Below are 23603 nucleotides of genomic sequence, written 5' to 3'. Positions count from 1 at the left end.
AGTATGTAAGACCCCTGAAAGACGATCAGGTTGATAGGTTCGAGGTGGAAGTGCAGCAATGCATGCAGCTGACGAATACTAATCGGTCGAGGGCTTATCCTACGAACATTCGCTCGGATGTTCAACTTCGGATCAAGATCAGCTAAACAAAACCTTCGCAAAGGTTCGTATCCAGTTTTCAGGGTGTGATCTTCACTTATATTGAATAAACACCCCACCTAGCAGTGGGTTTTTTATTGGCCTTTAGCTCAGCTGGTTAGAGCGCACCCCTGATAAGGGTGAGGTCGGTGGTTCGAGTCCACTAAGGCCAACCATTCCCTTTGGGGCCATAGCTCAGCTGGGAGAGCGCCTGCCTTGCAAGCAGGTGGTCAGCGGTTCGATCCCGCTTGGCTCCACCATGAATTGTTTCAAACTATTCCCTGATAGCTCAGTTGGTAGAGCACTCGACTGTTAATCGAGTTGTCACAGGTTCGAGTCCTGTTCGGGGAGCCATTTATCTGGAGAGCTGTCCGAGTGGTCGAAGGAGCACGATTGGAAATCGTGTAGGCGCTAACCGCGTCTCGAGAGTTCGAATCTCTCGCTCTCCGCCAGATAGGGCCCGTTGGTCAAGTGGTTAAGACACCTCCCTTTCACGGAGGTAACAGGGGTTCGAGTCCCCTACGGGTCACCATTTATTTCCCTGGAGGCTTAGCTCAGCTGGGAGAGCATCTGCCTTACAAGCAGAGGGTCGGCGGTTCGATCCCGTCAGCCTCCACCATATAAGATTTACTTGTACTATCGCGGGGTGGAGCAGCCCGGTAGCTCGTCGGGCTCATAACCCGAAGGCCGCAGGTTCAAATCCTGCCCCCGCAACCAATTTTACTGCGGAGCCGTGGTGTAGTGGCCCAACATGCCTGCCTGTCACGCAGGAGACCGCGGGTTCGAATCCCGTCGGCTCCGCCATTTCTTTATAAGTTCGGCTCGGTAGCTCAGTCGGTAGAGCAGAGGACTGAAAATCCTCGTGTCGGCGGTTCGATTCCGTCCCGAGCCACCATTTTTAAACTGTAGGTTCATATGCCGGTGTAGCTCAGTTGGTAGAGCAACTGACTTGTAATCAGTAGGTCGTGGGTTCGACTCCTATCGCCGGCACCATTATGGAGGATTAGTGAAGTGGCTAAACACGGCAGACTGTAAATCTGCTCTCCTTGAGTTCGGTGGTTCGAATCCATCATCCTCCACCACTTTTTTATTATGGCGATCGTGGCGAAGTGGTTAACGCACCGGTTTGTGGATCCGGCATTCGTGGGTTCAATTCCCATCGGTCGCCCCATTTTTAACTAAACCAAATGCTTCATGTTGGGGATTAGCCAAGCGGTAAGGCAACGGACTTTGACTCCGTCATCCCTAGGTTCGAATCCTAGATCCCCAGCCATTTTTGAGCCATTAGCTCAGTTGGTAGAGCACCTGACTTTTAATCAGGGTGTCGTAGGTTCGAGTCCTACATGGCTCACTTTATCTTGTTACGCGGTCATGGCGGAATTGGCAGACGCGCTAGATTCAGGTTCTAGTGTCAGCAATGACGTGGAGGTTCGAGTCCTCTTGACCGCACCATCTGCGGAAGTGGCTCAGCGGTAGAGCATCGCCTTGCCAAGGCGAGGGTCGCGGGTTCGATTCCCGTCTTCCGCTCCATCATGGCGCCATAGCCAAGTGGTAAGGCAGAGCTCTGCAAAAGCTTCACCCCCAGTTCGAATCTGGGTGGCGCCTTGTATTTTTTATGAATAACGGGATGTAGCTCAGCTTGGTAGAGCACCTGGTTTGGGACCAGGGGGTCGCATGTTCAAATCGTGTCATCCCGACCATCTTTTCTGCGGGTGTAGTTCAATGGTAGAACTTTAGCCTTCCAAGCTAATAGCGTGGGTTCGATTCCCATCACCCGCTTATCTTATTACAAAAAAGCCTTTTATCCCAACGGATAAAAGGCTTTTTTGTATTTAGCTGCTCGTAAAACGCTATTTTGCATTTACATCTGGCTGATGAATACCAATAATGTTACCTTCGGTATCGATATAGTACCCTTGCCAAGCCATGCCGGGCAGTGCGAATTTCGGCAGCGCGAGTGTGCCTCCGAGCGCCAGAATTTTGGCCTCAGTCGCATCATAGTCGCCAACGCCCATTGTGCAGGCAAAACCATTCACAGGCTGTCCAGGCTCCGGAGAAGCACCCTGGCGCTGCATCAAAGCACCGTTGATTCCCATTCCGTCGGCTGCACCCGTTACAGCTCCAAAGTAGGGCATTCCGGCGTAGCTGCTGTAATCCTCGAATGTCCAGCCGAATACCTCTCCATAAAACTTCTTAGCGCGGTCCATGTCCGTGACATGAATCTCGAAATGAACGACTCTTCCCATGATTACCTCCATTGTTTTGGCTTCCTTACTTGATTCTTTTAATAGGGTTTCCTTTCCTACTTGATCCATAACAATTACCAAAATAAAAAATGATAAACGGCTAGGTAAAGCCGGACTAATTTGCTTAATACTACCATTCCCTTCAATTGAGAGCCAGGTTAGGGTACAATCTATATAGGTTGTTTGAATTGTAAAGGGGTTAAGGTATGGATTTGGAAAAAGAAATGCTGCAGTTGAACGTAAACAATGCGATCAAAGGCGCGGTGAAAACGAGTTTGAAGGACATCCTTGGGCAGTTAACCAAGGATCGGTTGAATTTCATTGCTGCAAATTGCGCGCTAGCGGGGCGCTCCAAGCTGAAGAAGCAGGAGCTCGTAGATGCGCTTTGCGATAGAATTACGAATGTGACGCAAGTACAGTCGGCTTTCCTTACAGCAGAGCCGCAGGAATGGAAGCTTGTGAACCGGCTGCTGGAAGTCCCGTACATTCAGGATAACGCGATATATGCGGATGCTTACTTGTTTTTGATGGATAAAGGATTGGTGTTCAGCTTCCTCGAAGGGGACGAGCTGTTCTTCGTGATGCCGGGGGAAGTGAAGGCCGCGTATAAGAAGCTGGACCAAAAGTTGTTCCAAGAAAATCGCAACGTCAACCAACTGGTGCTGCGGTACATGGAGGCCGCTGCTAACTTATATGGGATTTGCCCGGTGCACAAGCTCATTGAGATTATTAACGACCAGAACGACGTTAGCTTGACGGAGGAGAAGCTTCTCGAAATCCGCTTATCCGTCTCAGATAAAGTGCTGACTTGGGATATTCAACGGGGCTTTCTATTTAGCGACAGCCTAGATGGAGAAGACTTGGACGATTATGAAGCGTTCTTGGAGAGCGTGAAGGACAAGCCGTACTACATTCCTCCAAAAGAAGAGCTGCTTCTGTATGCGAATATCGATTATTTCGAGAAGACGCCTCAGCTGGAAGCATTGAAAAGCTACATCATGCAGGACCTGGGCAAAGTGGAAAAGCTGGCTGAAGCGCTGGCGGATGATATTCAGTTCGCATGTGCGATGGAAGAGCCGCTTAGCGTCATTATGGAAGAGTTCGATCAGCGCAAGATTCGCCTGAACAAGAAGCAGTTAAAAGATGTTACGCCGCTAATTATTAACGTGCATAACAATACGAGAATGTGGTCCAATCGCGGGTTTACGCCTGATGAGCTAAGACCGAAGCCGGAACAGAACTCGAATGTAGTCCAGTTCCCGGCGGCATCCTCGAAAATCGGAAGAAACGAACCGTGCCCGTGCGGCAGCGGGAAAAAACATAAAAAGTGCTGCCTGTAGGGTATGGAGATTCAACTCGAACAGCGAACGATTGACGTTCATGTCGCCTATGGGCCGGGTAAGAAGCTTTCTATCCAGATCGAGCCTACAGGTTTCATCACGGTGAAGGCTCCCAACGGCACCAGCGACGAACGGATCATAAATGCAGTGAAGCAGCATGGGCCGGCGATAACGGCACAGCTTGATCGGATTGAGAAATCCCGTGATGCGTTGACGGTGAAGGAGTATCAGGAGGAGGGCAAGTTCCTCCATCTGGGCAAATACTGTTTGCTGAGCGATCTCATTGATACCACGGCGCAGACTGAAGAAGAGCTTCGGCTACGCTTGAAGAAGTTTTATTTTGCCAGCTGTAAGAAGGTTGTATTGGAACGGATTCCGATCTATCAGAAGCAGCTGAAGGTCGCGCCAAAGTCGATCGAGATCGTAGAGTCCAGCACCAAGTGGGGAAGCTGCAGCTCGAAGAAGCAGCTGACCTTTAACTATCGTCTGGCCATGGCACCGATCGAGGTCATCGATTACGTCATCATTCATGAGCTGTGCCACCTGTCGCATATGAACCATGACCGGTCGTTCTGGAGACTTGTAGGTAGTGTTATGCCGGACTACAAAGAGAAGGAAGCGTACCTTGCGCGGTATGGACAGGCTATGACGCTGTAGTGCTTTGCACAAAACTCTTTGGCTCCGCATAATAGATAACCACATCCGCATGAGGATGTGGTTTTTGCTTTATTTATGTACAAAACCAGTATATTTCTACAGTCATTCCACTAAGTTCTATTAGGACACTTTTGACTGAGGGGATGATTAGGCTATGTCACGGATCATTTCAGTGATCAACTATAAAGGTGGGGTGGGCAAGACAACAGTCACATCTAATCTTGCTGCAGAATTAGCAAATAGCGGCTTTAAAGTATTGGCGGTTGATCTTGATCCGCAAACTAACTTAACATTCTCTTTTTTGAAGGTGGATGACTGGGAGCGCAATTACCAAGAAGAAACGATAAAAAAGTGGTTTGACGCCTTTATCGATAACGATCAAGAGTTTAACTTAGAGGATTTGCTCATCAAACCGGAACGTGTCAATAAAAGACTACAGGAGTTGGGAGCTAGCGGTAGCATAGATTTGATTTCCTCTCACCTTGGTTTGATAAACGTTGATCTTGAACTTAGCGCAAAGCTATGGGGAGGTAGTGACAGGGCGAATCGTAGAAACTTTCTCAAAGTACATTCCCGATTAAAAGAAGGCCTTCGGCAAATAGAGACAAAGGAATATGATTATGTGCTAATTGATTGTCCTCCTAATTTTAATGTTGTAACCAAGACCGCTATCATCGCCAGCGACTTCTTGCTAGTTCCGGCAAAACCGGACTTCCTATCGACGATTGGAATTGAACAGCTTAATAAAAATGTAACTGAGCTTGTATCTGAATATAATGCCAAAACGCAATATGAAGAAGTTCGGCAGGAATTCAGCATCATTTCACCTACATTCGAAGGGGTAATCTTCACCATGGTCGGAATCAGGGAGGGCCTTCCGATCAAAGCGCAGCAGCAATTTATCTCTCAGGTTCAAAGATCAAAGATCCCCGTTTTGGACACGATTATCAGGGATAATAAAACCATTTATGCGGATGCTCCCGAGTCTGGAATTCCTGTCGTACTTGAAGATGTAAACAACGGAACTTTCGAGAACGTGCGACAAGAGCTGAGAGCGCTTGCTCGAGAAGTGATTGCTAGAGTGAAATTGTAGGGAGGAAGGGGAGTAGACGGTGAATACGTTTAAAAATGATATGGCCAAAATCTATAAGTCATTCGCACAGGCGCTGTCTGAAATGAGCGACGAAGAGTTCCATGCCCTGATGGAGGGAAATGGAAAATTGAAGTATGTGCCCGGAAATAAGGTTGTAAAAGAAAAGGCGGAAAAGAAATCGGGCGTAGAAGTTGGTTACATAGTAGAGAAGCTTTTGATAGCTGATACAAGAGAAATGGCTAGAGAATATCTTATGGAACAGAATTTATCAAAGAACGATTTAATCAAACTAACGTTATTATTGGATATCTTCATTAATAAAAGTGATGGGAAAGAAAAAATGATGGAGAAGATTGTGGAGTCAACGGTTGGTGCCAGGATACGATCCAAAGCCATTAAGGATACTCAGATCAGGACCAGCTCGGCACGTAAGAAAGTTTGATCCTACCAAAAAGTAAAAACCACATCCCCTATGGATGTGGTTTTTACTTTGGGATGGGGAGCACGCTCCCTAATCGGTCTTACAGATTCCAAATACGGTACAGAATGACCGCCGCTTCGGCGCGGGTGAGTGATTCGTGCGGTGCGAGTATGCCATTCTTGCCATTTACGATGCCGGCTCCCACCAGAGTTTCGGCGCTGTCTTGCGCATAGCCTGAAATCGTGGCCGAGTCAGCATAAGCATCCAGAGCTCTGGCAGTTCCGATCGTCTTGCCGGCTGATGCCAGTGCGCGTGCCGTCAGCACTATCATATCTTGACGGGAGATTGTGCTGTCTGGCTTGAAGGTGTTAGCTGCGAAGCCGGTTGCGACTCCCAGTTCCTTGGCGACGACCAGCTCGTTGTAATAATAAGCGGATTGCTCGATATCGCTGAACATTGCGCCTGCTTTGCCTGTGCCGTGAAGTTCAAGCGCTCTTACGAGAAGGGCAATGAAGTCAGCGCGTTTAATAGAAGCTGCCGGAGAGAAACTGTTCTCGGATGTTCCTTTGATAATATCGTGCGAAGCCATAACATCCACGGCTTGTTTGGCCCAAGGGACATGTAGCAGGTCGCCGAAGGATTTAAATACGGAACCTACCGCATAAGTGCTGAAGTGGGTCGTTTGGAAAACAACCGATTTGGTTGCGGCATCATACCGAGCGTTCGGAATCTGCGTCGCGTTGCCTTTGCCATCGATGTACCAAATGACGAGATGCTCCGGATCGTTAAGCTCTTCCGCTGTTGGCGTGTAAGGGATGGCTACCGATACGGGCGCAGTCGGATTACTCCATGCAAGAGCAGTGTTGCCTGCGACTAGGTTTAGATCGATAACCGGACGGTTGCCGATCAGTTCGCGGGTAGCGGAATCTAAGCTGTCTGGCGAAGCTTTGCCAACACGGATGGATACTTGCTCTGTCTTGTCTGTCATGCCAGACAGCATGTTGCTTGGAATTTGGATCGTTGCGTTCTCGGTCTTCACCGTAAGGACGAAGGATTCTTGCCCTTTCAGACTTTGCGCCCGCAGTTGCACCTCGTACGATGCCGCGTTCGCTTGCTTCGGTAACGCGATGACGACTTGTTTCTTGCCGTTAGCTGCCGGAGCGGCTAGCTCCAATGCCTTCTTCAAGTTGTCACTGGAAATCGTGCCGATGGCGCGTCCGTTGTCCGTTTTCATTTCCGGGTTAATCGAAACGACGCCGTTCCGGTTCTGAACATTGCCTGTTTGTGTATCGACGATGCTGCCGATTGGCGAAGTCGTCGTAGTGGCAAGAGTAAGTACACCGTACACGGATGTGTCCATGTAGCCGTTGCCGGTTGTATCGTTCCATGCGGTAACACTTTGACGGGAGCCGTCCTTAGCGTCATTGATCTGTACGTCAAACCCGAGCTTCTTGTCGTTAGCCGGCGTGATCGATTTCAGTGGAATTTTCACTTCAACCGTGTAGTTAGTGCCGGAAACCTTGGTTGCGGACACAAAACCGTCTGCCAGGCTTGTCGGATTAAACGATGTTTCATTGTCGAAGTTCACGCGGTACTGCCCGTCATCCTCTTGGTAGAACGAGGTTTTCGCATTGTTTTGATCCAAGAAGATTTCGACGGAGTCCTGCTCATATTTGTTTACGCTTGTTTTGTCGAGCTGCGCGTCGCTAACTTGAACCAAAACGTAGAGATTTTCATTATCCCAGAGCGCTTTGGCAACTCCGCTAGCTCCTTGCCATGCCGTCTGATACCGGTTAATCGGGATTTCCGGTGTCTGGCTCCAAATCGCGTCAACGGTTCCATCGACTACCGGCGTAGCAAATTGAGCTGTTGCTTGGTTGGCTTCCGCCAAGTCGGGTTGATGCTCTTCCATGAATGCGGAAGGGGCGATGACGCCGTAATAAGCCGGTTTGGCCTGCAGGTTCTTATCAAACAACAAGGGGTTGGAGGCTGCTCTCCAGCTCGTGTTGTCATCCATGCCCCAGAGGGTGACGCGTTTGATGTCGGCAGCATGCTCGTGGAAAATATCAAACAGCTGCGCGTACAGATAGCCTTGAGCAATGGCAAGCGGTTCGGAGAGCTGATAGTTGCTTCCGGCCTGAATGTCGAGCTCTGTGATGCTGATTTCTACCCCTAATGAAATGAACTTCTCCAATGAGAGTTTTACATTGTCCGGGTTCGTATTCACGCTATAATGCGCCTGCATCCCGACGCCATCGATGAGGCGTTTACCAGGGTGCGTCTCTGCATAGCGATCGTTAATGTCTTTGACCATGTTGTAGATCGCTTGCGCTTTATTCTGGTTGTCTTCGTTGTAATCATTGTAATAGAGCTTGATGTCCCAAGCTGGATGTGCGTCCAGTACTTCTCTTGCTGCCAAGAAGGCCTGCTCGATATAATCCGTTCCGATCGCATTATACCATGGCGTTTGACGCAAGGACGCTTCCCAATCTGCCGGGTTGGATGGGTTATCGTTCATGGCTTCGTTAACGACATCCCATGAAATCACCTTGCTGCCGAAATGCTCCATGACCGTTTGGATATGGGTCTTCAAATTAGCGAGCGCTTCTTCGCGGCCCAGTGGAATCGTGTTGTTATCCACATCCTTAGTCGTATTCAGCCAAGCAGGGGATTGCTGATGCCATACCAGTACATGCCCGTGCATTTGCATACCTTCAGCCAGCACTTTATCGACAAGAGCATCGGCCGCCGTAAAAGTGAAGTTGCCCTTCGTAGGCTGAAGCGCGTCCGGCTTCATGGCGTTGCCAGCTGTAGCAACGTTGAAATGCTGCTTCAGAAGCTCAAGTCTGACGCCTTCCAGATCCTCCGCGGAGATCGCGTTTCCGATTAGGAAATCGTCTTGGTAGGTGTCTTTAATCGGAGCCAGATCCTTCTGAATGGAGATCGGCCCGGAGCCTGTGCTCTCAAAGCTGATATCGTCGATATAGTAGGAAGCTGTTTTGTTATTGGAGCTCTCTACATAGATCGATAAGAACTCGCTGCTTACATTATTGTAGCGGTAGGTGCCTTCGTACTTCACCCAGCCGTCGCTTGCACTGATTGTTTTGCCGGCAAGCTGAACATAGTTGGCGCTGCTTCCTTGACCAACCTGCGTGGAGAGCTGAAGCTGTGAGCTAGCCGGAGAGATCAGCTTCACCCAGGCCGTAATTTTATACTCGGAGCCCTTATCTACATACTTCTCTACGCGTAATGTCGGTCCATGCCACGCATCTGTTCGACCCTCCACTTTCAAAGCGTAGGAGCCCTCGTCGGAATGATTGGCTTCATTCGTTACGGTCAGGGTTTCCGTTCCTGCTCGGCCTGCGAAGCCGCCCGCCGTTTGATCCTCAAACGTAACGGTGCTGAAATCCAAAGCCGGTGGCCGCGGCTCTTCTACCGCTGGATCTTCCGGTTCTACTTGCTGGGTGATGAGGATATCGCCAATGTAGAACGGCATGGTTTTGCCGGTTTCGTTCGATTGCACGCGCAAGCTATTGTCCTTGCTCGTATCCACCGTAAACTCTTTCGTCAATGTGAAAGCGGCACCGGCTGCTAGGTTAGCGCCAGCCAAGAAGCCATAGCTGTTAACCGTTTGCAGATAGGCTTGCGAGCCGTCAGGCACAACCGTACCCGGGTCCACATAACCTTGCACGGTTACGGTGTAGGTTTTACCGTTTTCGAGGCCAATGTCGCTGAATTTGAAATCTGCCGCGTCCCAGGTGTTTGCTCTGTTACTTACGGATAGAGCTGCCCCGTCGGCATTGCCATCAAAGACTTTACCGGTAACTTGCGTCAAGTTCGCGCCGCCGGATTGCGTAGCAGCCCCTTTGCCGCTTGCAAAAGCTTCGTGGTATACCGTAGCGACGTCTGTCGCTGGTTTCATCGCGGTGATGAGGATATCGCCAACGTAGAACGGCACGGTTTTGCCGGTTTCGTTCGATTGCACGCGCAGGCTTATATCTTTGCTTGTATCTACCGTAAATTCTTTGGTCAGCGTGAATGCGGCACCGGCTGCTAAGTCAGCGCCAGCCAAGAAGCCGTAGCTGTTAACCGTCTGCAAATAGGCTTGTGAGCCATCCGGCACCTCTGTGCCTGAATCCACATAGCCTTGCACGGTTACGGTGTAGGTCTTACCGTTTTCCAGCCCGATGTCGCTGAATTTGAAATCTGCCGCATCCCAGGTGTTCGCCCTATTGCTTACGGATAGAGCTGCCCCATCGGCATTGCCGTCAAACACCTTGCCGGAAACTGGCGTCAAGTTTGCGCCGCCGGATTGCGTAGCAGCACCCTTTCCGCCGGCAAAGTCCTCGTGGTAAACGACGGTCGTCTCTGCAGCCGCGGCCTTTACAATCGGGGGCTGCAGGCCGGAAGGAATAAGCAAAGCTGCTGCCAGCAAAATGGAGAGTACTCGTTTGATTGTTCGGGTCATTTTATTGCTTCCCCCTGCGAAGTGAATTTGGTGAAGATAAATGAAGCGCTTACAATAAAAGCTGATGAGACCTCCTTTCCGTACTTAACCTTGATTATAGCCTGTGTTAAAAACTTGTTTTACCAGAAGAAGTAAACAATATATTGTACTAATTAAATATTAGAGCCGATTTGTTGTAGTATAGAAGATAATGTAAGACTTCGAAGGAGGAGCTTGCGGTGGGGATCTTATCGAGGTTTAGGGACGTGATGAAAGCGAATATGCATGGTTTGCAGGGCAGTGCGGATGACCCGGAGAAGACTGTAAAGGCGTATATGCAGAGCTTGCATAGCGATCTTGGTCAAGTGAAGGCGGAGACGGCTGCGGTACAGCTTGAGGAGAGCAGAGCCAAGCGGGAGCGGGACGAGTGCAGCGCGGAGATCAAGAAGCTGCAGCGTTACGCGGAGAAGTCCGCGGAATCCGGCGAGGATGACAATGCCATCAAATTCCTCGATCTCAAATCGAAGCAAACCGACAAATTCGCAGAGCTGGAGGCCGTGTACACCCGAGCTGCTGCGAAGGCGACGATGATGAAGCATATGCAGGATAAGCTCGTGTCTGATCTGGCGCAGCTGGAAGCGCGGCATGCAGAGCTGAAAGGGAAGTTGGCGGATGCCAATACGCAGCAGCAAGCTGGCAGTGGAGCGAGCGCTGCCTTCAACACCATGGAAGAAAAGGCCAACCAGGCTTTGAACGAGGCGATGGCTCTCGCTGAGGTTAGGGCAGGCGCGCAGGAAGACGATCTGGATGTATTGATCGCCCAGCTCGAGAAGGATGCAGAAGCGGGTACGGCTGCAGCAACTGAAAAGACAGCACCTGAAGATGAGCTCGCAGCAATCAAGGAAAGATTAAAGTCGAGGTGAGCCTAGTGGCGGCGGTTATCGAGTATAAGTGTCCCAATTGCGGCAGCGGCATGGTATTCGACGCGGGCTCCGGGACGTTGTCATGTCCGAGCTGCGGACGGCAGGATCAGGTAGATCAGATCCCCGATCCGCTGAAGCAGCAGCCGGTTACGCAAGAGGAAGTGAAGGAGTATCACTGCAACAGCTGCGGCTCGGTCATCGTGACCGAACTGGAGACAAGTGCAACGACATGCAGCTTTTGCGGATCTGCCGTGGTGCTGATGGATCGGCTGTCGGGTGATTTTGCCCCGGTGATGGTGATTCCTTTTACAATTCCCAAAGAAGCCGCGATGAAGGCGTTCAAGAAATGGTGCAGGAACGGGTTGCTGACGCCTAAAGGATTTATGACAGCGGATCGAATCGCAGGGATCACAGGGATGTATGTCCCTTTCTGGCTCTATGACCTACATAACGGGATTGAGGTTCACGGCCAGGGAACTAGGGTTAGAATCTATACACAGGGCGATTATAGGTATACGGAGACACAGCATTTTAACATCTATCGCAAAATCCGGCTGAACTATGCGAGACTGCCAATCGATGCATCGGAGAAGATGAACGATGAGCTGATGGATAAGCTGGAGCCGTTTCCCTATGACCAGCTGAAAGCATTCAAGACACCGTATCTGGCAGGTTATCAGGCGGAGAAATACAGCTATGACGATGAACAGTTATTCCCGCGAGCCAAGGAGAAAACGAGCTCGTACATCGATGCGTATATTTCTTCAACGGTACAGGGGTATTCGAGCGTGATGTACACCGACAAGCAAGTTGACACGACAGTGAAACAGGCGGATTATGTGCTGCTGCCCGTATGGATGATTAGGTACAACTATAATAGGCGGGAGTACACGTTTGCGATGAACGGCCAGACGGGGAAAGTCGTGGGCAAACCTCCGATTAGCAAAGGGAAGGTAACCGCATGGTTTGCAGGGGTTTCTGCCGTTTCATTCGTGGGGTTAAAAATCGTTTCCTGGATGATGGGAGGCGGGTTCCTGTGAGCAAACATGCTAGGATTCTAACAGCTCTCATCTTGTTCGCGATTTGTTTGACGGCGCTAATAATACCCGCCTTGCCTACAGCGACGGCAGCAACGGCAGCGAACAAGAAGCTGATTTTTGATCAGGCGCATCTGCTCAGTGAACAAGAACAAGTTGAGCTGAGCGCGTTGGCGGCTAAATACGGGGCTGACCGAGAGACGGACATCATCGTTCTTACCTCCGATAATAAGGAGAACCAGGATGTCCAGCTGATGACGGAGGATTTCTATGATAACCAGGCACCGGGGTACGATAAGGCTCACGGCAATGCCGTTATTTTGACCATGGATATGAACAATCGCCAGGTTTACTTGGCCGGCTTTGGCAAAGCGGAATCTTATCTCGACAGCGGCAGGCTGGATAAGATCCGAAACGCGATTTCACCGGATCTAACGCGCGGTGATTATGCGAAAGCATTCACCAGGTATATCACGATTTCGCACAAATATATGGGGTTCAAGCCCGGTGTAAATCCCGATAATATTTTGTTTACCATCTGGTTTCAGCTGGGAGCTGCTTTAATCATTGGGGGCATTGTTGTCAGTGTCATGGTGTTCCGTTCAGGCGGCCGCATTACGGTCACTCGGGCGACATATGAGGATGCAAGCACGTCTGGCGTGTTAGAGCATGCGGATCAGTATATTCGGACGACGGTTACCAAAAGCAAAATTCCGAAGAACAAAGGCGGTCGCGGTTCGGGCGGCGGCGGTGGCGGGACCAGCGGCGGCGGTCACTCCCATAGCGGAAGCAGAGGGTCTTTTTAATAGCCAATAATGCGGACTATAGAAGGGATGGGATTAGAATGGGGCTTTTCGGGAATCAATTCTCAAACGTTGTGGAATGGGAAGAATTTAGGGATGATATGATTTTCTGGAAGTGGAACAATCGCGAGATTAAGAAGGGCAGCAAGCTCGTTATTCGCGCCGGCCAGGATGCTATCTTTCTGAATAACGGTAAGGTCGAAGGGATATTCAAGGATGAGGGCTCCTTCCAGATCGATTCGGACATCATTCCCTTCTTGTCCACGCTGAAAGGGTTCAAGTTCGGTTTCAACAGCGGCATGCGGGTAGAAGTTCTCTTCGTGAATACGAAGGAATTTACCGTAAGATGGGGCACGCAGAACCCGGTACTGATCCCAACTCCACAGCTTCCGGGCGGGATGCCGGTTCGTGCCAACGGTACGTTTATTTTCAAAGTAAGCGACTATATGGCGCTGATCGATAAGATTGCCGGCGTTAGACAAGATTATTTGGTCGAGGATGTCAAAATCCGAATGACTGCCGTTCTGGATCAGCTGCTGATGAAATGGATTAGCCGAGAGGGCAAGGATATGTTCAATCTGCAGGCGAACGCATCGGACATTGCAAAGGGAATCCGCGAGGATTTGGATATGCAAATGATGGACATTGGGATCGCGATTACCGGTTTCCAAGTAATGAGCTTCAATTATCCGCAAGAAATTCAGGATATGATTACGAAGACGGCTTCGCATGAGATGATCGGTAATTTGCAGAAGTATCAGCAGGTGAGCATGACCGATGGGATCTCGTCGGGTAAGGTACAAGGCGGCGGGGCTGCCTCGGATATGGCCGGTATGATGATGGGCATGAATATGGCGAATGAAATGCTGAAAAATATGAACCAAAACCAGAATCAGCAGCCTGCGGCAGATAAAAGTCCGGATACGGCGCCGGCTCCTTCATCCGCGGGAAGCAAGAAGCCGAATTTCTGTCCCAACTGCGGGGCCAAGAATGAAAGAGCTAACTTCTGCCCGAATTGCGGTCAGAAGCTGGGATAGGGTAAATTGGAGGAAATTAGATCATTCGTCCTATAAAAAAACAGGGATTGGATGGAAGATGTCGAAATGGGATAGGTAATCCTACCCTACTCTAATGAGATTGTTTCGAGGATGGTTACACGCGGATTGGAAAGCGGAGATCGACAATGCAGTATGCAGGTAGAATCGTAATTACGGCTGTTGTAGTGGCGTTGGTAGTGATGGCTCGCATTTATGGAAGCATGTATTATAATTTCCCGCTCTTCCAATTACCTTATCTTGGCGTGCCTGCAGTATTGATTTGTTGGTGGTTGGGTAACCAATATGACAAGGTCAAATTTTATGCGGAAAAGGATGTATTGACCGAAATCTATAACAGGCGATTCGTTATTCAGCAATTCCCCAGACTTCTTGCGCGAATGGACAAAAGTAATCAAAGCTTGCGATTGTATCTCATTGACGTAGATAACTTTAAACATATTAATGATTCGTACGGACACGAAATGGGAGACAAGGTGCTCCAAGCGATCGCAACGATCTTGTCATCACATGCTACCGATAAGGCAGTTATCGCCCGTTGGGCGGGAGATGAATTCCTTATCATTTCCCCCTCTGCAAACCCGGACGAGGAAGAGGTTATCACGACACAAATTAAAGACACACTGAAGATATTATCCAAAGCGTTCAATATGGATGTTTCGGTTTCTATTGGCACCGCGGTGTATCCGCGAGATGCCACAGTCTTGGATGATTTACTTAATGCAGCAGACCGTGAAATGTATGAAATGAAGTCACGGCAGCGTAAAACCACATTCGCATGAGGATGTGGTTTTTTTCTATTTAAAAATCGTGAATGGCATTAATTAATAAGGTTAATAGTCAGAATAAAAATAAAATTTGGAATTGTTAAAAAAATGTATTGTGGGATAAATCGCTTTCATTTACACTGATGCTATCAGACAGGCAGAGTGTATGCCTGGAAGATATGGAAGACAATTGAATCCGAGTTGGAGGCTTGTTAAACCAAAAGGAGGCTATTTAAATGGCGGCAGGGAAACAGAAAAAGATGTTATTCGGTGCGGTCGCAGGTGTGATGCTTGTAAGCGTTATGGCAGGCTGTAACGACAACGGCGGCTCGGGGAAGAAGGTCACGCTGCGGATGATCGAGAGCTTAACCAGCCCAGCCCGAACAACGGTTTTGAATGAAATGATTTCCAAGTTTGAAGCAGCCAATCCGAACATTAAAGTTGAATTGATTTCGCCTCCTTTTGACCAAGCCGACAACAAAATCAAAACCATTCTCGGAGCTAAGCAGGATCTCGACGTATTGGAAGTACGGGACTCCACTATTTCGGAATTCTCCAATAACGGCTATCTTGAACCGCTTAATGACTACGTGAAAGATTGGTCCGATTATGCGACCGAAGTCGACGTAGCCAAGTCGGTGGCTTCGCTTAATGACAAGCTGTACTTTATTACGAACGGTATGTATCAGCGTCAGATGTTCTATCGCAAAGACTGGTTCCAGGAGAAAGGCATTCAGCCGCCGACCAATTATGAAGAGATGGTGGCAGCCGCGATCAAGCTGACCGACGCAAGCAAAAACCGCTATGGGTTCTCGTTCCGCGGCGGGGCAGGCGCTAACGGCGTTCCGGATACGATGATTCTTAACTACAACTTCGATAATATCGATCATGATGACTCGACGTTCCTGAAAGACGGCAAGACGATGTATTCCACGCCGGAAGCGAAGAAAGCAGTCGAGCTGTATGTGAAGCTTTACAATGAAGGCTCTCCGAAAGATTCAATTAACTGGGGCTACCAAGAACAGGTTCAAGCGTTCACATCCGGAGTCACCGGCATCCTGCTGCAGGACCCTGACGCGATCCCGGCGCTATTGGAGAAAATGGATGTCAACACCATTGGAACAGCTCCGATGCCGAGAGGGCCAAGCGGTAAGGCATTTACGGCAACCGGCGGCGCAGGATGGGGGATCACCAGCTATTCGAAGAACAAGGATGCAGCCTTTAAGCTGATCGCCTTCCTATCGAGTCCGGAACAAAATACGTATTTTGCTCAAAAGACGGCACTTATTCCGATTCATACTACAGCCAGCCAAGACGCGTTCTTCCAAACGGATATGTATAAGTCGCTGCTTGAAATGTCCAGCAAGCCGGACGAATTCGTTAACCTGAAGGCAAATACGAAATATCCGGGTATTGGCCAATGGGGCCAAATTGCGATGGAAAGCGGACAATCCATGCTGCTCGGCAAAGTATCGATTGACGATACCTTGAAGCAATGGGATAAGTTCTGGGCCGAACAAAGAGCAAATTTGAAAAAGTAATGGATGCACAAGGGACGATGGGTGACGAGCTGTCACCCATCGTTACCACTTAACTCTTAAAGGTGGTGCGATTCATGAAAGATGATCAGCCTTCCATCATCGGGCGAGTGCAGGCAAGTTACCGCAATTCGCCGCGCGGCTTCATCTTTTTCAGTTTGTTACCCACAGTGGTCCTAATGCTTGTATTTACATACTACCCTTTCTTGCGCGGTATCGTGATGGCGTTTCAAAACTATCAACTCTTCGATCTGACCAACGTTCATTTCATCGGCTTTGACAACTTCAAGCATATGTTTGAAGACGCGAAATTTAAACATGCCTCGATTAACAGCATCTATTGGGTGTTCATCTCCCTTATTTTACAATTTACGATCGGTATGACAGTCGCACTTCTATTGAACAAACGGTTCCGCGGCCGGGGAATCTTTCAAGGCTTTGTTTTCTATCCATGGGCGTTATCCGGATTTCTGATCGGCCTGATTTGGAAATGGATGTTCAATTCACAGATCGGGGTCATCAACGACTTGCTGCTCCGAACCGGAATCATTCATGAGCGCATCGGCTTCTTGTCGGATCCGAATTGGGCGATGGTTTCGGTCATTGTGGCGAATATATGGTATGGAATCGCCTTTTTTGCTATTATGCTGCTGGCCGCGCTGCAATCGGTGCCGTCAGAGCTCTACGAAGCAGGGAGCATGGACGGTGCTAACGGTGCTCGCAAGCTGCTGAACATTACAATGCCCTATATTATGCCGACAGTCATTACGACTACGCTGCTGCGCGCGATCTGGATATTCAATGATCCATCGATCATCTATGGGTTAACGAACGGCGGGCCGGCTGGCTCCACGCATATATTGTCCTCGCTGATGCTTGATAAAATCATGTACGGCGGCGATTATGGTGCAGCTTCTGCAATCGGTATCCTAATGATCGGCATTCTCATGCTCTATACGATCTTTTATTTAACCGTGACGAGATCCGAGAAAATGGGGGACTTCTAATATGAAGCGGCACCTGTCGAAAGGGTTGAAGGTCGTCTTCTTGGCGATCTATTTAATGGTGATGGTGTTTCCGCTCTATTGGATTGTTATCACATCCCTGAAGCCGCAGAAAGAAATTTTCTCGTTCCCGCTGAAATACTGGCCAGATCATTTGAGCTTTCAAAATTACATCAACATTATTAAAATTTCCAAGTTCCACATCTATATCGCCAACAGTATGCTGATTTCCCTCAGTGCGGCCGCGGTTGTTGTCTGCATTGCGATCCTCAGCGCCTATGTGCTGGCCCGTTTCAAATTTCGCAGCCACCGGCATATTATGCTGGGATTCTTTCTGACCCAGATGCTTCCGGGCTTCGTGGCGCTGGCTCCGCTCTATTTGCTCATGTCCCGCTTAGATTTAATTAATACGCGATCCTCGCTCATTCTGATGTACACCGTCGGCTTGATTCCATTCTCGACCATATTGCTCAAAGGGTTTTTCGAACGGATTCCGTCCAGCCTTGAAGAGGCAGCAATGATCGATGGCTGCTCCCGGTTGTCGGCATTGCTGCGAGTCATTATGCCGGTCATGTTAAATGGGATTGCGGCCACTTTTATTTTCGCCTTTGTGCAGAACTGGAATGAATTGTTCATGGCGGTCCTATTTATCGATGACGAATCGCTGAAGACGCTGCCCGTGGCTATGAATTCCTTCGTCATGAAGTTCGATGTGGATTGGGGCGCGATGTCGGCCGGAACCGTGTTATCCGTCATTCCGACCATCGCCTTGTTCGCCGTCGCACAGCGCTTTATCGTCGAAGGTTTGACGCAAGGGGCTGTTAAGGGATAACAGCCCGCGTACAGTGATGGAAGGAGGAGTATAACGGATGACAGAGAAGAACGATCGAGAATGGCAGTACACTTTGACGGCGCATGACGCCGTCGATGAACGACATCACGGATCGATTAATATTCCAATCTATCAAACAAGCCTATTCGCCTTTGAGTCGTACGATAAATTTCAAGAGGCTGCGAAGCAGCAACAGACCCATCATGTCTACTCGCGGGGAAATAATCCGACCGTGCGGTATTTAGAGGACAAGCTGGCCGAGCTGGAACATGCGGAAATGGCGAAGTGCTTCGCTTCGGGGATGGCTGCGATCTCAGCCGCGATCCTCTCGACGGTGAAGACAGGCGACCACATCGTTTGCGTGGATCAGGCGTACGGGCCGACACGAGCTTTCGTGACCCAGTATTTGAAGCGCTTCGGCATCGAATCGACGGTTGTGGACGGAAGCTCGCCGGATACTATTCGTGCAGCGCTTCGCCCGGAAACCAAGCTGCTCTACTTGGAAAGCCCGACGTCGATGCTGTTCCAGCTGCAGGACCTGGCAGCCTGCGCGGAGCTTGCCAGCAGCCGCGGCATCGTTACGATTATGGATAACTCCTGGGCTACGCCTGTATTCCAGCGTCCTTTGGAACTTGGTATCGACCTCGTCGTTCACTCCGTTACAAAGTACATCTCTGGGCAAAGCGACAGCGTGGCCGGTGTCGTGCTCGGATCGGAGCGACTTGTCAGTCGGATTGCGGAGGACGAATATATGCTGTTCGGCGGCATTATGACGGCACATACAGCGGCGCTGGTCACCCGCTGCCTGCGTACGCTGCCTCTTCGCATGGAGCGGCATGAGCGCAGCGCACTGAAGGTGGCGACTCATATAGCGAGCCAGCCTTATGTGCTGCGTGTCAATCATCCCTCGCTCCCTGCACATCCGCAGTACGAGCTTGGACGAAAGCAAATGAACGGCTCGAGCGGCTTGTTCTCGTTCGAAACGGCTGAGTCGCCGGAGAAGATGCGGCAATGGGCGGGCCAGCTGAAGCTGTTCAAAATCGGGGTCAGCTGGGGCGGCTTCGAATCCCTCGTCACCGTCAATCCGGCCTTCGCAGGTTGTACGGCAGAGGCTCGCAGCTTGATCCGTCTGCATATCGGATTGGAGAGCGCCGACGATTTGATCCACGACTTGGATCAGACATGGGCGCAAGTTTGTGATTTGCAGCTATAGCGGCTTTAAACGGCTTGGATTCGTATAAGCGGGGAGTGATTCGTTTGTGGCTAAGATCCAACGGCAATTGATGCCTGAGCTGGTCTCGCAGGAGATTCAAAATTATATTGAAGAGAAAGGTCTGCAGGAAGGAGATAAGCTTCCGTCGGCCGAGGTATTGGCGCAGATGTTCGGCGTCGGTCGCTCTTCGCTCCGAGAAGCGCTGCGCTATCTGGAGGCAATTGATGTCCTCTCCGTTGCCAACGGTAAGGGGATCTATGTTCGTGATGTGGGGACATATCGATTTGCCGGCAAAATCAAAATAGAAAATGAGAAGCGATTTTTGCTTTCGATATTAGATGTGCGTCGGGCGCTGGAGGGGAAAGCGGTTGAACTGGCAGCCAAACGGATTACGCAGGCTCAAATTGATGAACTGACAGCCTGTTTGAACGAATACAGCCGACTAAAAGAATTGGGGAAACCGACCTCGCAGATCGATTTGGCATTCCACCGGGGTGTTATGAGTGCGGCGTCCAATCCGATCTTATCCAGCGTGCTGGAGTCGATAGCTGCGCTGTACGAGAAGTTTTTCAATGAACCGCTTGGCGAACAGAAGCTGTTCGACGAAACGTATGAGTTTCATCACACTATGTTCGCCGCAATCGCGGTTCGCGACCCGGTTCAGGCACTGGCCGAATTTAACAAGCTTATGGATTGCATCGAGAATATCATCAAAACCTATTGATCGATCATCGCTATTAACCCACATCCTCATGCGGATGTGGGTTTGATTATGTAAATATACACAATTAGGATTGACAAATTATTCTAACTTTCTTCATGATACATATATCATAATGTGCTGTTGAAGGGTGAGGGAAGCTTGGCTTACACTTGCCAGATTTATCTCGTTGCTGCCTAATGTGAAATCGCAGAGCGAAGTAATCGTTAGCGACAGGGAACAGGAGTAAAATCACGAACAGGGGGCTAAGCAGATGGCAGCTACTTCAAGTATTCTGGAGTGGACCTTGGTTTCGGAGTGTCCGATACCGCAAGACGTCAATGCACTGCTTGTGACAGGAGAAGTAGCGGTTACGGCTTACAAAACCTTCCGCGACACGGCTATTTTCACGAACAAAAGGTTAATCGTACGAGATGTGCAAGGTATCACGGGCAAGAAGATTGAGATCTACTCTCTCCCTTATTCCTCGATCAATATGTGGTCTACAGAGAACGCCGGCGGTTTCCTCGATATCAATGCAGAGGTTGAGTTGTGGACACGGGCGGGCCATATTAAAGTGAAATTGCAAAAAGGCGTAGATATTCGCAAGTTTGATATGTTGATCGCAAATGCGCTATTGAAAGACTGAAAAAAGGGATTAGCTGAGGTTACCCGAAATAAGTTCATAGATCCATACATCGATGCCATATATTCTACTTATAGCCATAAACCAAGTCCTAGGGGGTAATGGAATGGGGATGCTGATTATTGCTGTGCTGATGGGTGCGTGTGCTGCGGGTTTGATATTGTTCCGTAGAAATACGATTCCTGTCGATCTTCATAATCATCTCTTCTTGCAGCCGAGGAAGCTGTCCGTCATTATCCCGGCTAGGAATGAAGAGGGCAACCTGCCGCATCTTCTGAGTTCCCTTCAAGCCCAGACCCTAGGAGCGATTGAGATTATCGTCGTGGATGATCATTCCGAGGATGGGACAAGAGCGATTGCCGAGAGCTATGGCGTGAAAGTCATTGCGAGCCCCGAGCTGCCCTTGGGATGGACAGGTAAGAATTGGGCCGTCTGGAACGGCTACTTGCAGAGCACCGGGGAGCTGATCGCTTTTCTGGATGCCGATGTCCGGCTCGCACCGGATGCGCTTCAGGCGCTCATCGCAGCAAGAGATCAGGCCGGTGGGACGATCTCGGTCGTGCCCTATCATCAGGCGGAGAAGCTCTACGAGAAGTTAGCGCTAATTCCCAATCTCTTGGGCTTGTTCGCGTTTACGTCACCCATGGAACGGACGAATGTAACTAAAGGGCTGTACGGGTCATGCATTCTCACGACTAGAACGCTTTATGACAAGGTGCAAGGTCATGAGGGCATTAAGGGCGAGCTGCTGGATGACTTGAATCTTGGCGCTAAATTTATTGAAGCGGGAATTCCGGTCGTGAATTACATTGGATACAACAAGGTATCCTTCCGCATGTATCCCGGCGGTATTCGCAGCGAAATTGAAGGCTTTAGCAAAGGGGCGGTGCTTAGTACAAGCAAGCTCAGCTTGCTTACGACACTGCTCGTGGCGGTTTGGCTGATCGGATTAATTATGGTGGAGGCGACGCCATTCTTCCTAGGCACCTCCTGGGGGATGCCGCTCACTGTAGGGTACGTTCTCTATACCGCGCAAATTTATTATTTCGTTCACTATACAGGGCGATTCGGCAAATGGCTGCCTGCCGTTCATTTCTTGAGCACTGTTTTTTTTCTGATGATTATGCTGTATTCCGTTTATCAGGTCGTCTTCTTTGGACGAGTGGCATGGAAAGGTCGGAGTATTGAAGTCGGAGCTCGGAGAAAATGATGATGATACTATGGACGGTCCTATCGTACTTATCCGGATCGCTTATGTTTTCTTACTGGCTTGGCTTGATGGCGAAGCATAATTTGAAGGAGCATGGCGATGGCAATCCCGGAGCGCTGAATTTGTGGAGAGCGGCTGGTTATACGTACGGGTTGGCGGGCATTGCGCTTGATTTTCTAAAAGGGTGTGTACCGATATTTTGGCTTGTACATACTAATGCGGTGGCAGGCTCCGGAATCATTCTTCCATCTGTTGCGGCCATACTCGGTCATATCTTCTCGCCTTTCTTGCGATGGAGGGGAGGCAAAGCGATTGCAGTGTCATTCGGCGTCTGGAGCGGGTTGACGGGATTCGCGGCTTCGCTCGCTTATGCCCTTATTCTGGGGGTGTTGCTAGTGTCGGGCCGGCTGCTCAGCAGAGGCAAACCATCCACTTCGGAAGCAGATGCCTTTCAAGTTGTGCTCGGGATGCTGCTGCTCGTGATCTTCTTATTCTTTGCGCGTTATTCGGGGGCCGTCCTTCTGTTTGGAATGATCAATTTTCTATTGTTAGTGTACTCCCACCGGAGAGAGCTGCGTGTTGTTGTCCTTAAACGATCGGAATGATCGGTTCACTGCACATTTCCTTACATTTCCTGCATCTGGTTTAGGAATAAGTCCAATTTCGTGGTATAATAAAATATTGGATGAAACAGAAACGTGAGGTTACCTTATATGCAGGGGTTTAACGACTGGAATTTAAAAGTGAAGGAAACGTTTAATGCAACGAGCAACGAAGTTGTGTTAACGGTGACGGAAGCCGGCAGTTTGCTGGGCCTCTCTAAGGATCATATGAAGGTTTACGTAGAGAAACATAAACTAACCAAGGTGCCAATCATGCGAAGCGTTCATCGCTACTTGCTCCTCAAGAGCGAAATCGATGAAATTCTTGCACAGAAATAGGATTGAACCGGTCACTATATAGGCTCCATTTAAAGGTTTCTTTCGCTAATTAAGCGATAGTGTGGTATAGTTTGATTCACGTATATGAATGTATATGAGACTTAATGTCACATACTGAAAAGGTGCGATGTTGCCTAATTCGGTGTGTGACTTTTTTTATGAAGGATCGAAGGGGAGGACTTGCTAATGTATTTTTCACGGAAGAGACCCATTGAGGATTTGCCGAATGAAATGACAGCCATCTGGTCATGTACGAAGGAAGGCTGCAATGGTTGGATGAGGAACAGCTACTCGTTTGAGGAAGTTCCGACATGCGCGCAATGTAAGTCTCCGATGATTAACAGTATGAAAGATCTCCCCATTTTACATAACTCCAGCTCCGAACTAAAGACAGCGTTAAAGAACGTAACGCCCAAAGCGTAATGAAGAAAGCCGACCTCCGCTGGTCGGCTTTTTTCGATGTGCTGCTTTATCGGATACGAACTAATCGGAGCTTAAATCCACAACCTTACCGGTTATGGATTTTTCTTTTGTCCACTTGCCATTTGCCTATATACAAAATTACGTATATATATTATGTTTTATATATACA

General features: G+C 49.3%; 21 protein-coding genes, 19 tRNA genes and 1 rRNA gene. 39 read left to right on the top strand and 2 right to left on the bottom strand.

Translation table 11 applies throughout. From position 1 onward, the window contains the following. From AC6ESO_RS18185 to AC6ESO_RS18090, 20 genes are all read left to right on the top strand, one after another. Positions 1-102, top strand: a 23S ribosomal RNA gene (locus tag AC6ESO_RS18185); the annotation flags it as partial. A gap of 135 nt (positions 103-237) precedes the next feature. Further along, positions 238-314 (top strand) — tRNA-Ile (locus AC6ESO_RS18180). Between the two features lie 8 nt (positions 315-322). Beyond that, a tRNA-Ala gene (locus AC6ESO_RS18175) sits at positions 323-398 on the top strand. Positions 399-416: 18 nt separating this feature from the next. Next, a tRNA-Asn gene (locus AC6ESO_RS18170) sits at positions 417-492 on the top strand. 7 nt (positions 493-499) lie between these two features. After that, positions 500-590: transfer RNA gene (locus AC6ESO_RS18165), tRNA-Ser, on the top strand. A 5-nt stretch (positions 591-595) separates the two neighbouring features. Further along, positions 596-670, top strand: a tRNA-Glu gene (locus AC6ESO_RS18160). A gap of 11 nt (positions 671-681) precedes the next feature. Further along, positions 682-757, top strand: a tRNA-Val gene (locus AC6ESO_RS18155). Positions 758-778: 21 nt separating this feature from the next. Further along, a tRNA-Met gene (locus AC6ESO_RS18150) sits at positions 779-855 on the top strand. 10 nt (positions 856-865) lie between these two features. After that, positions 866-942: transfer RNA gene (locus AC6ESO_RS18145), tRNA-Asp, on the top strand. 15 nt (positions 943-957) lie between these two features. After that, positions 958-1033 (top strand) — tRNA-Phe (locus tag AC6ESO_RS18140). A 22-nt stretch (positions 1034-1055) separates the two neighbouring features. Beyond that, a tRNA-Thr gene (locus tag AC6ESO_RS18135) sits at positions 1056-1131 on the top strand. Between the two features lie 4 nt (positions 1132-1135). Then, positions 1136-1220: transfer RNA gene (locus AC6ESO_RS18130), tRNA-Tyr, on the top strand. Positions 1221-1233: 13 nt separating this feature from the next. Then, positions 1234-1309 (top strand) — tRNA-His (locus AC6ESO_RS18125). Positions 1310-1336: 27 nt separating this feature from the next. After that, a tRNA-Gln gene (locus AC6ESO_RS18120) sits at positions 1337-1411 on the top strand. Positions 1412-1416: 5 nt separating this feature from the next. Further along, positions 1417-1489 (top strand) — tRNA-Lys (locus AC6ESO_RS18115). Between the two features lie 14 nt (positions 1490-1503). Then, positions 1504-1590 (top strand) — tRNA-Leu (locus AC6ESO_RS18110). Between the two features lie 3 nt (positions 1591-1593). Then, positions 1594-1668: transfer RNA gene (locus AC6ESO_RS18105), tRNA-Gly, on the top strand. Positions 1669-1672: 4 nt separating this feature from the next. Continuing rightward, a tRNA-Cys gene (locus tag AC6ESO_RS18100) sits at positions 1673-1743 on the top strand. Positions 1744-1761: 18 nt separating this feature from the next. Continuing rightward, positions 1762-1838: transfer RNA gene (locus tag AC6ESO_RS18095), tRNA-Pro, on the top strand. Positions 1839-1846: 8 nt separating this feature from the next. After that, a tRNA-Gly gene (locus AC6ESO_RS18090) sits at positions 1847-1917 on the top strand. Positions 1918-1988: 71 nt separating this feature from the next. Here AC6ESO_RS18090 and AC6ESO_RS18085 read toward each other — a convergent pair. Beyond that, entirely contained in the window at positions 1989-2384 is a 396-nt protein-coding gene (locus AC6ESO_RS18085; RefSeq protein WP_497092569.1) for a VOC family protein, read from the bottom strand. A gap of 206 nt (positions 2385-2590) precedes the next feature. Between AC6ESO_RS18085 and AC6ESO_RS18080 the strand changes: the two genes are divergently transcribed. The 4 genes from AC6ESO_RS18080 (at position 2591) to AC6ESO_RS18065 (ending at position 5916) form a co-directional block, all read left to right on the top strand. Further along, positions 2591-3724: a YecA family protein gene (locus AC6ESO_RS18080; RefSeq protein ID WP_497092568.1), complete on the top strand. Its 1134-nt coding sequence runs from the start codon at positions 2591-2593 to the stop codon at positions 3722-3724. A gap of 3 nt (positions 3725-3727) precedes the next feature. After that, entirely contained in the window at positions 3728-4381 is a 654-nt protein-coding gene (locus AC6ESO_RS18075; RefSeq protein ID WP_497092567.1) for a M48 family metallopeptidase, read from the top strand. Positions 4382-4535: 154 nt separating this feature from the next. Beyond that, positions 4536-5474, top strand: a complete 939-nt coding sequence (locus AC6ESO_RS18070) for a ParA family protein (RefSeq protein WP_497092566.1) — start codon at positions 4536-4538, stop codon at positions 5472-5474. Positions 5475-5493: 19 nt separating this feature from the next. After that, positions 5494-5916: a hypothetical protein gene (locus AC6ESO_RS18065; protein ID WP_497092565.1), complete on the top strand. Its 423-nt coding sequence runs from the start codon at positions 5494-5496 to the stop codon at positions 5914-5916. A 79-nt stretch (positions 5917-5995) separates the two neighbouring features. Here AC6ESO_RS18065 and AC6ESO_RS18060 read toward each other — a convergent pair whose 3' ends face one another. Beyond that, positions 5996-10363 carry an endo-1,4-beta-xylanase gene (locus AC6ESO_RS18060; protein ID WP_497092564.1) on the bottom strand — a complete coding sequence of 1456 codons (4368 nt, stop codon included), beginning with the start codon at positions 10361-10363 and terminating at the stop codon, positions 5996-5998. A 218-nt stretch (positions 10364-10581) separates the two neighbouring features. Between AC6ESO_RS18060 and AC6ESO_RS18055 the strand changes: the two genes are divergently transcribed. From AC6ESO_RS18055 to AC6ESO_RS17985, 15 genes are all read left to right on the top strand, one after another. Beyond that, on the top strand, positions 10582-11265 hold the full coding sequence (locus AC6ESO_RS18055) for a PspA/IM30 family protein (RefSeq protein WP_497092563.1): 684 nt from the start codon (positions 10582-10584) through the stop codon (positions 11263-11265). A 5-nt stretch (positions 11266-11270) separates the two neighbouring features. After that, a complete protein-coding gene (locus AC6ESO_RS18050) occupies positions 11271-12305 on the top strand; it encodes a TFIIB-type zinc ribbon-containing protein (protein ID WP_497092562.1) in 1035 nt (344 codons plus the stop codon). After that, a complete protein-coding gene (locus AC6ESO_RS18045) occupies positions 12302-13108 on the top strand; it encodes a TPM domain-containing protein (RefSeq protein ID WP_497092561.1) in 807 nt (268 codons plus the stop codon). Before AC6ESO_RS18050 ends, AC6ESO_RS18045 begins: the two co-directional genes overlap by 4 nt. 38 nt (positions 13109-13146) lie before the next feature. Beyond that, the gene (locus AC6ESO_RS18040) at positions 13147-14142 is read left to right on the top strand and encodes an SPFH domain-containing protein (RefSeq protein ID WP_497092560.1); all 996 of its coding nucleotides are present in this window, start codon (positions 13147-13149) and stop codon (positions 14140-14142) included. 146 nt (positions 14143-14288) lie between these two features. Beyond that, complete coding sequence (locus AC6ESO_RS18035) at positions 14289-14942, top strand: GGDEF domain-containing protein (protein WP_497092559.1); 654 nt, start codon at positions 14289-14291, stop codon at positions 14940-14942. A 221-nt stretch (positions 14943-15163) separates the two neighbouring features. Continuing rightward, positions 15164-16468 carry an ABC transporter substrate-binding protein gene (locus AC6ESO_RS18030; RefSeq protein ID WP_497092558.1) on the top strand — a complete coding sequence of 435 codons (1305 nt, stop codon included), beginning with the start codon at positions 15164-15166 and terminating at the stop codon, positions 16466-16468. Positions 16469-16542: 74 nt separating this feature from the next. After that, a complete protein-coding gene (locus tag AC6ESO_RS18025; RefSeq protein WP_494821475.1) occupies positions 16543-17472 on the top strand; it encodes an ABC transporter permease subunit in 930 nt (309 codons plus the stop codon). Between the two features lies 1 nt (position 17473). Then, positions 17474-18301 (top strand): ABC transporter permease subunit, encoded by an 828-nt coding sequence (locus AC6ESO_RS18020; protein ID WP_494821474.1) that lies wholly within the window; start codon positions 17474-17476, stop codon positions 18299-18301. A gap of 37 nt (positions 18302-18338) precedes the next feature. Next, positions 18339-19514 carry a trans-sulfuration enzyme family protein gene (locus AC6ESO_RS18015; RefSeq protein WP_497092557.1) on the top strand — a complete coding sequence of 392 codons (1176 nt, stop codon included), beginning with the start codon at positions 18339-18341 and terminating at the stop codon, positions 19512-19514. Positions 19515-19560: 46 nt separating this feature from the next. Further along, the gene (locus tag AC6ESO_RS18010; RefSeq protein WP_497092556.1) at positions 19561-20238 is read left to right on the top strand and encodes a FadR/GntR family transcriptional regulator; all 678 of its coding nucleotides are present in this window, start codon (positions 19561-19563) and stop codon (positions 20236-20238) included. Between the two features lie 250 nt (positions 20239-20488). After that, positions 20489-20863 carry a PH domain-containing protein gene (locus AC6ESO_RS18005; RefSeq protein ID WP_494821471.1) on the top strand — a complete coding sequence of 125 codons (375 nt, stop codon included), beginning with the start codon at positions 20489-20491 and terminating at the stop codon, positions 20861-20863. Positions 20864-20966: 103 nt separating this feature from the next. Next, a complete protein-coding gene (locus AC6ESO_RS18000; RefSeq protein ID WP_497092555.1) occupies positions 20967-22070 on the top strand; it encodes a glycosyltransferase family 2 protein in 1104 nt (367 codons plus the stop codon). Continuing rightward, a complete protein-coding gene (locus AC6ESO_RS17995; protein WP_497092554.1) occupies positions 22067-22675 on the top strand; it encodes a glycerol-3-phosphate acyltransferase in 609 nt (202 codons plus the stop codon). Before AC6ESO_RS18000 ends, AC6ESO_RS17995 begins: the two co-directional genes overlap by 4 nt. A gap of 108 nt (positions 22676-22783) precedes the next feature. Next, entirely contained in the window at positions 22784-23011 is a 228-nt protein-coding gene (locus tag AC6ESO_RS17990) for a helix-turn-helix domain-containing protein (protein ID WP_494821499.1), read from the top strand. A gap of 186 nt (positions 23012-23197) precedes the next feature. Next, the gene (locus tag AC6ESO_RS17985; protein ID WP_494821468.1) at positions 23198-23434 is read left to right on the top strand and encodes a cold-inducible protein YdjO-related protein; all 237 of its coding nucleotides are present in this window, start codon (positions 23198-23200) and stop codon (positions 23432-23434) included. The last annotated feature ends 169 nt before the right edge of the window (positions 23435-23603 follow it).

This window comes from Paenibacillus rhizoryzae (assembly GCF_059686995.1).
This window is presented reverse-complemented; position numbering and strand designations above follow the sequence as displayed.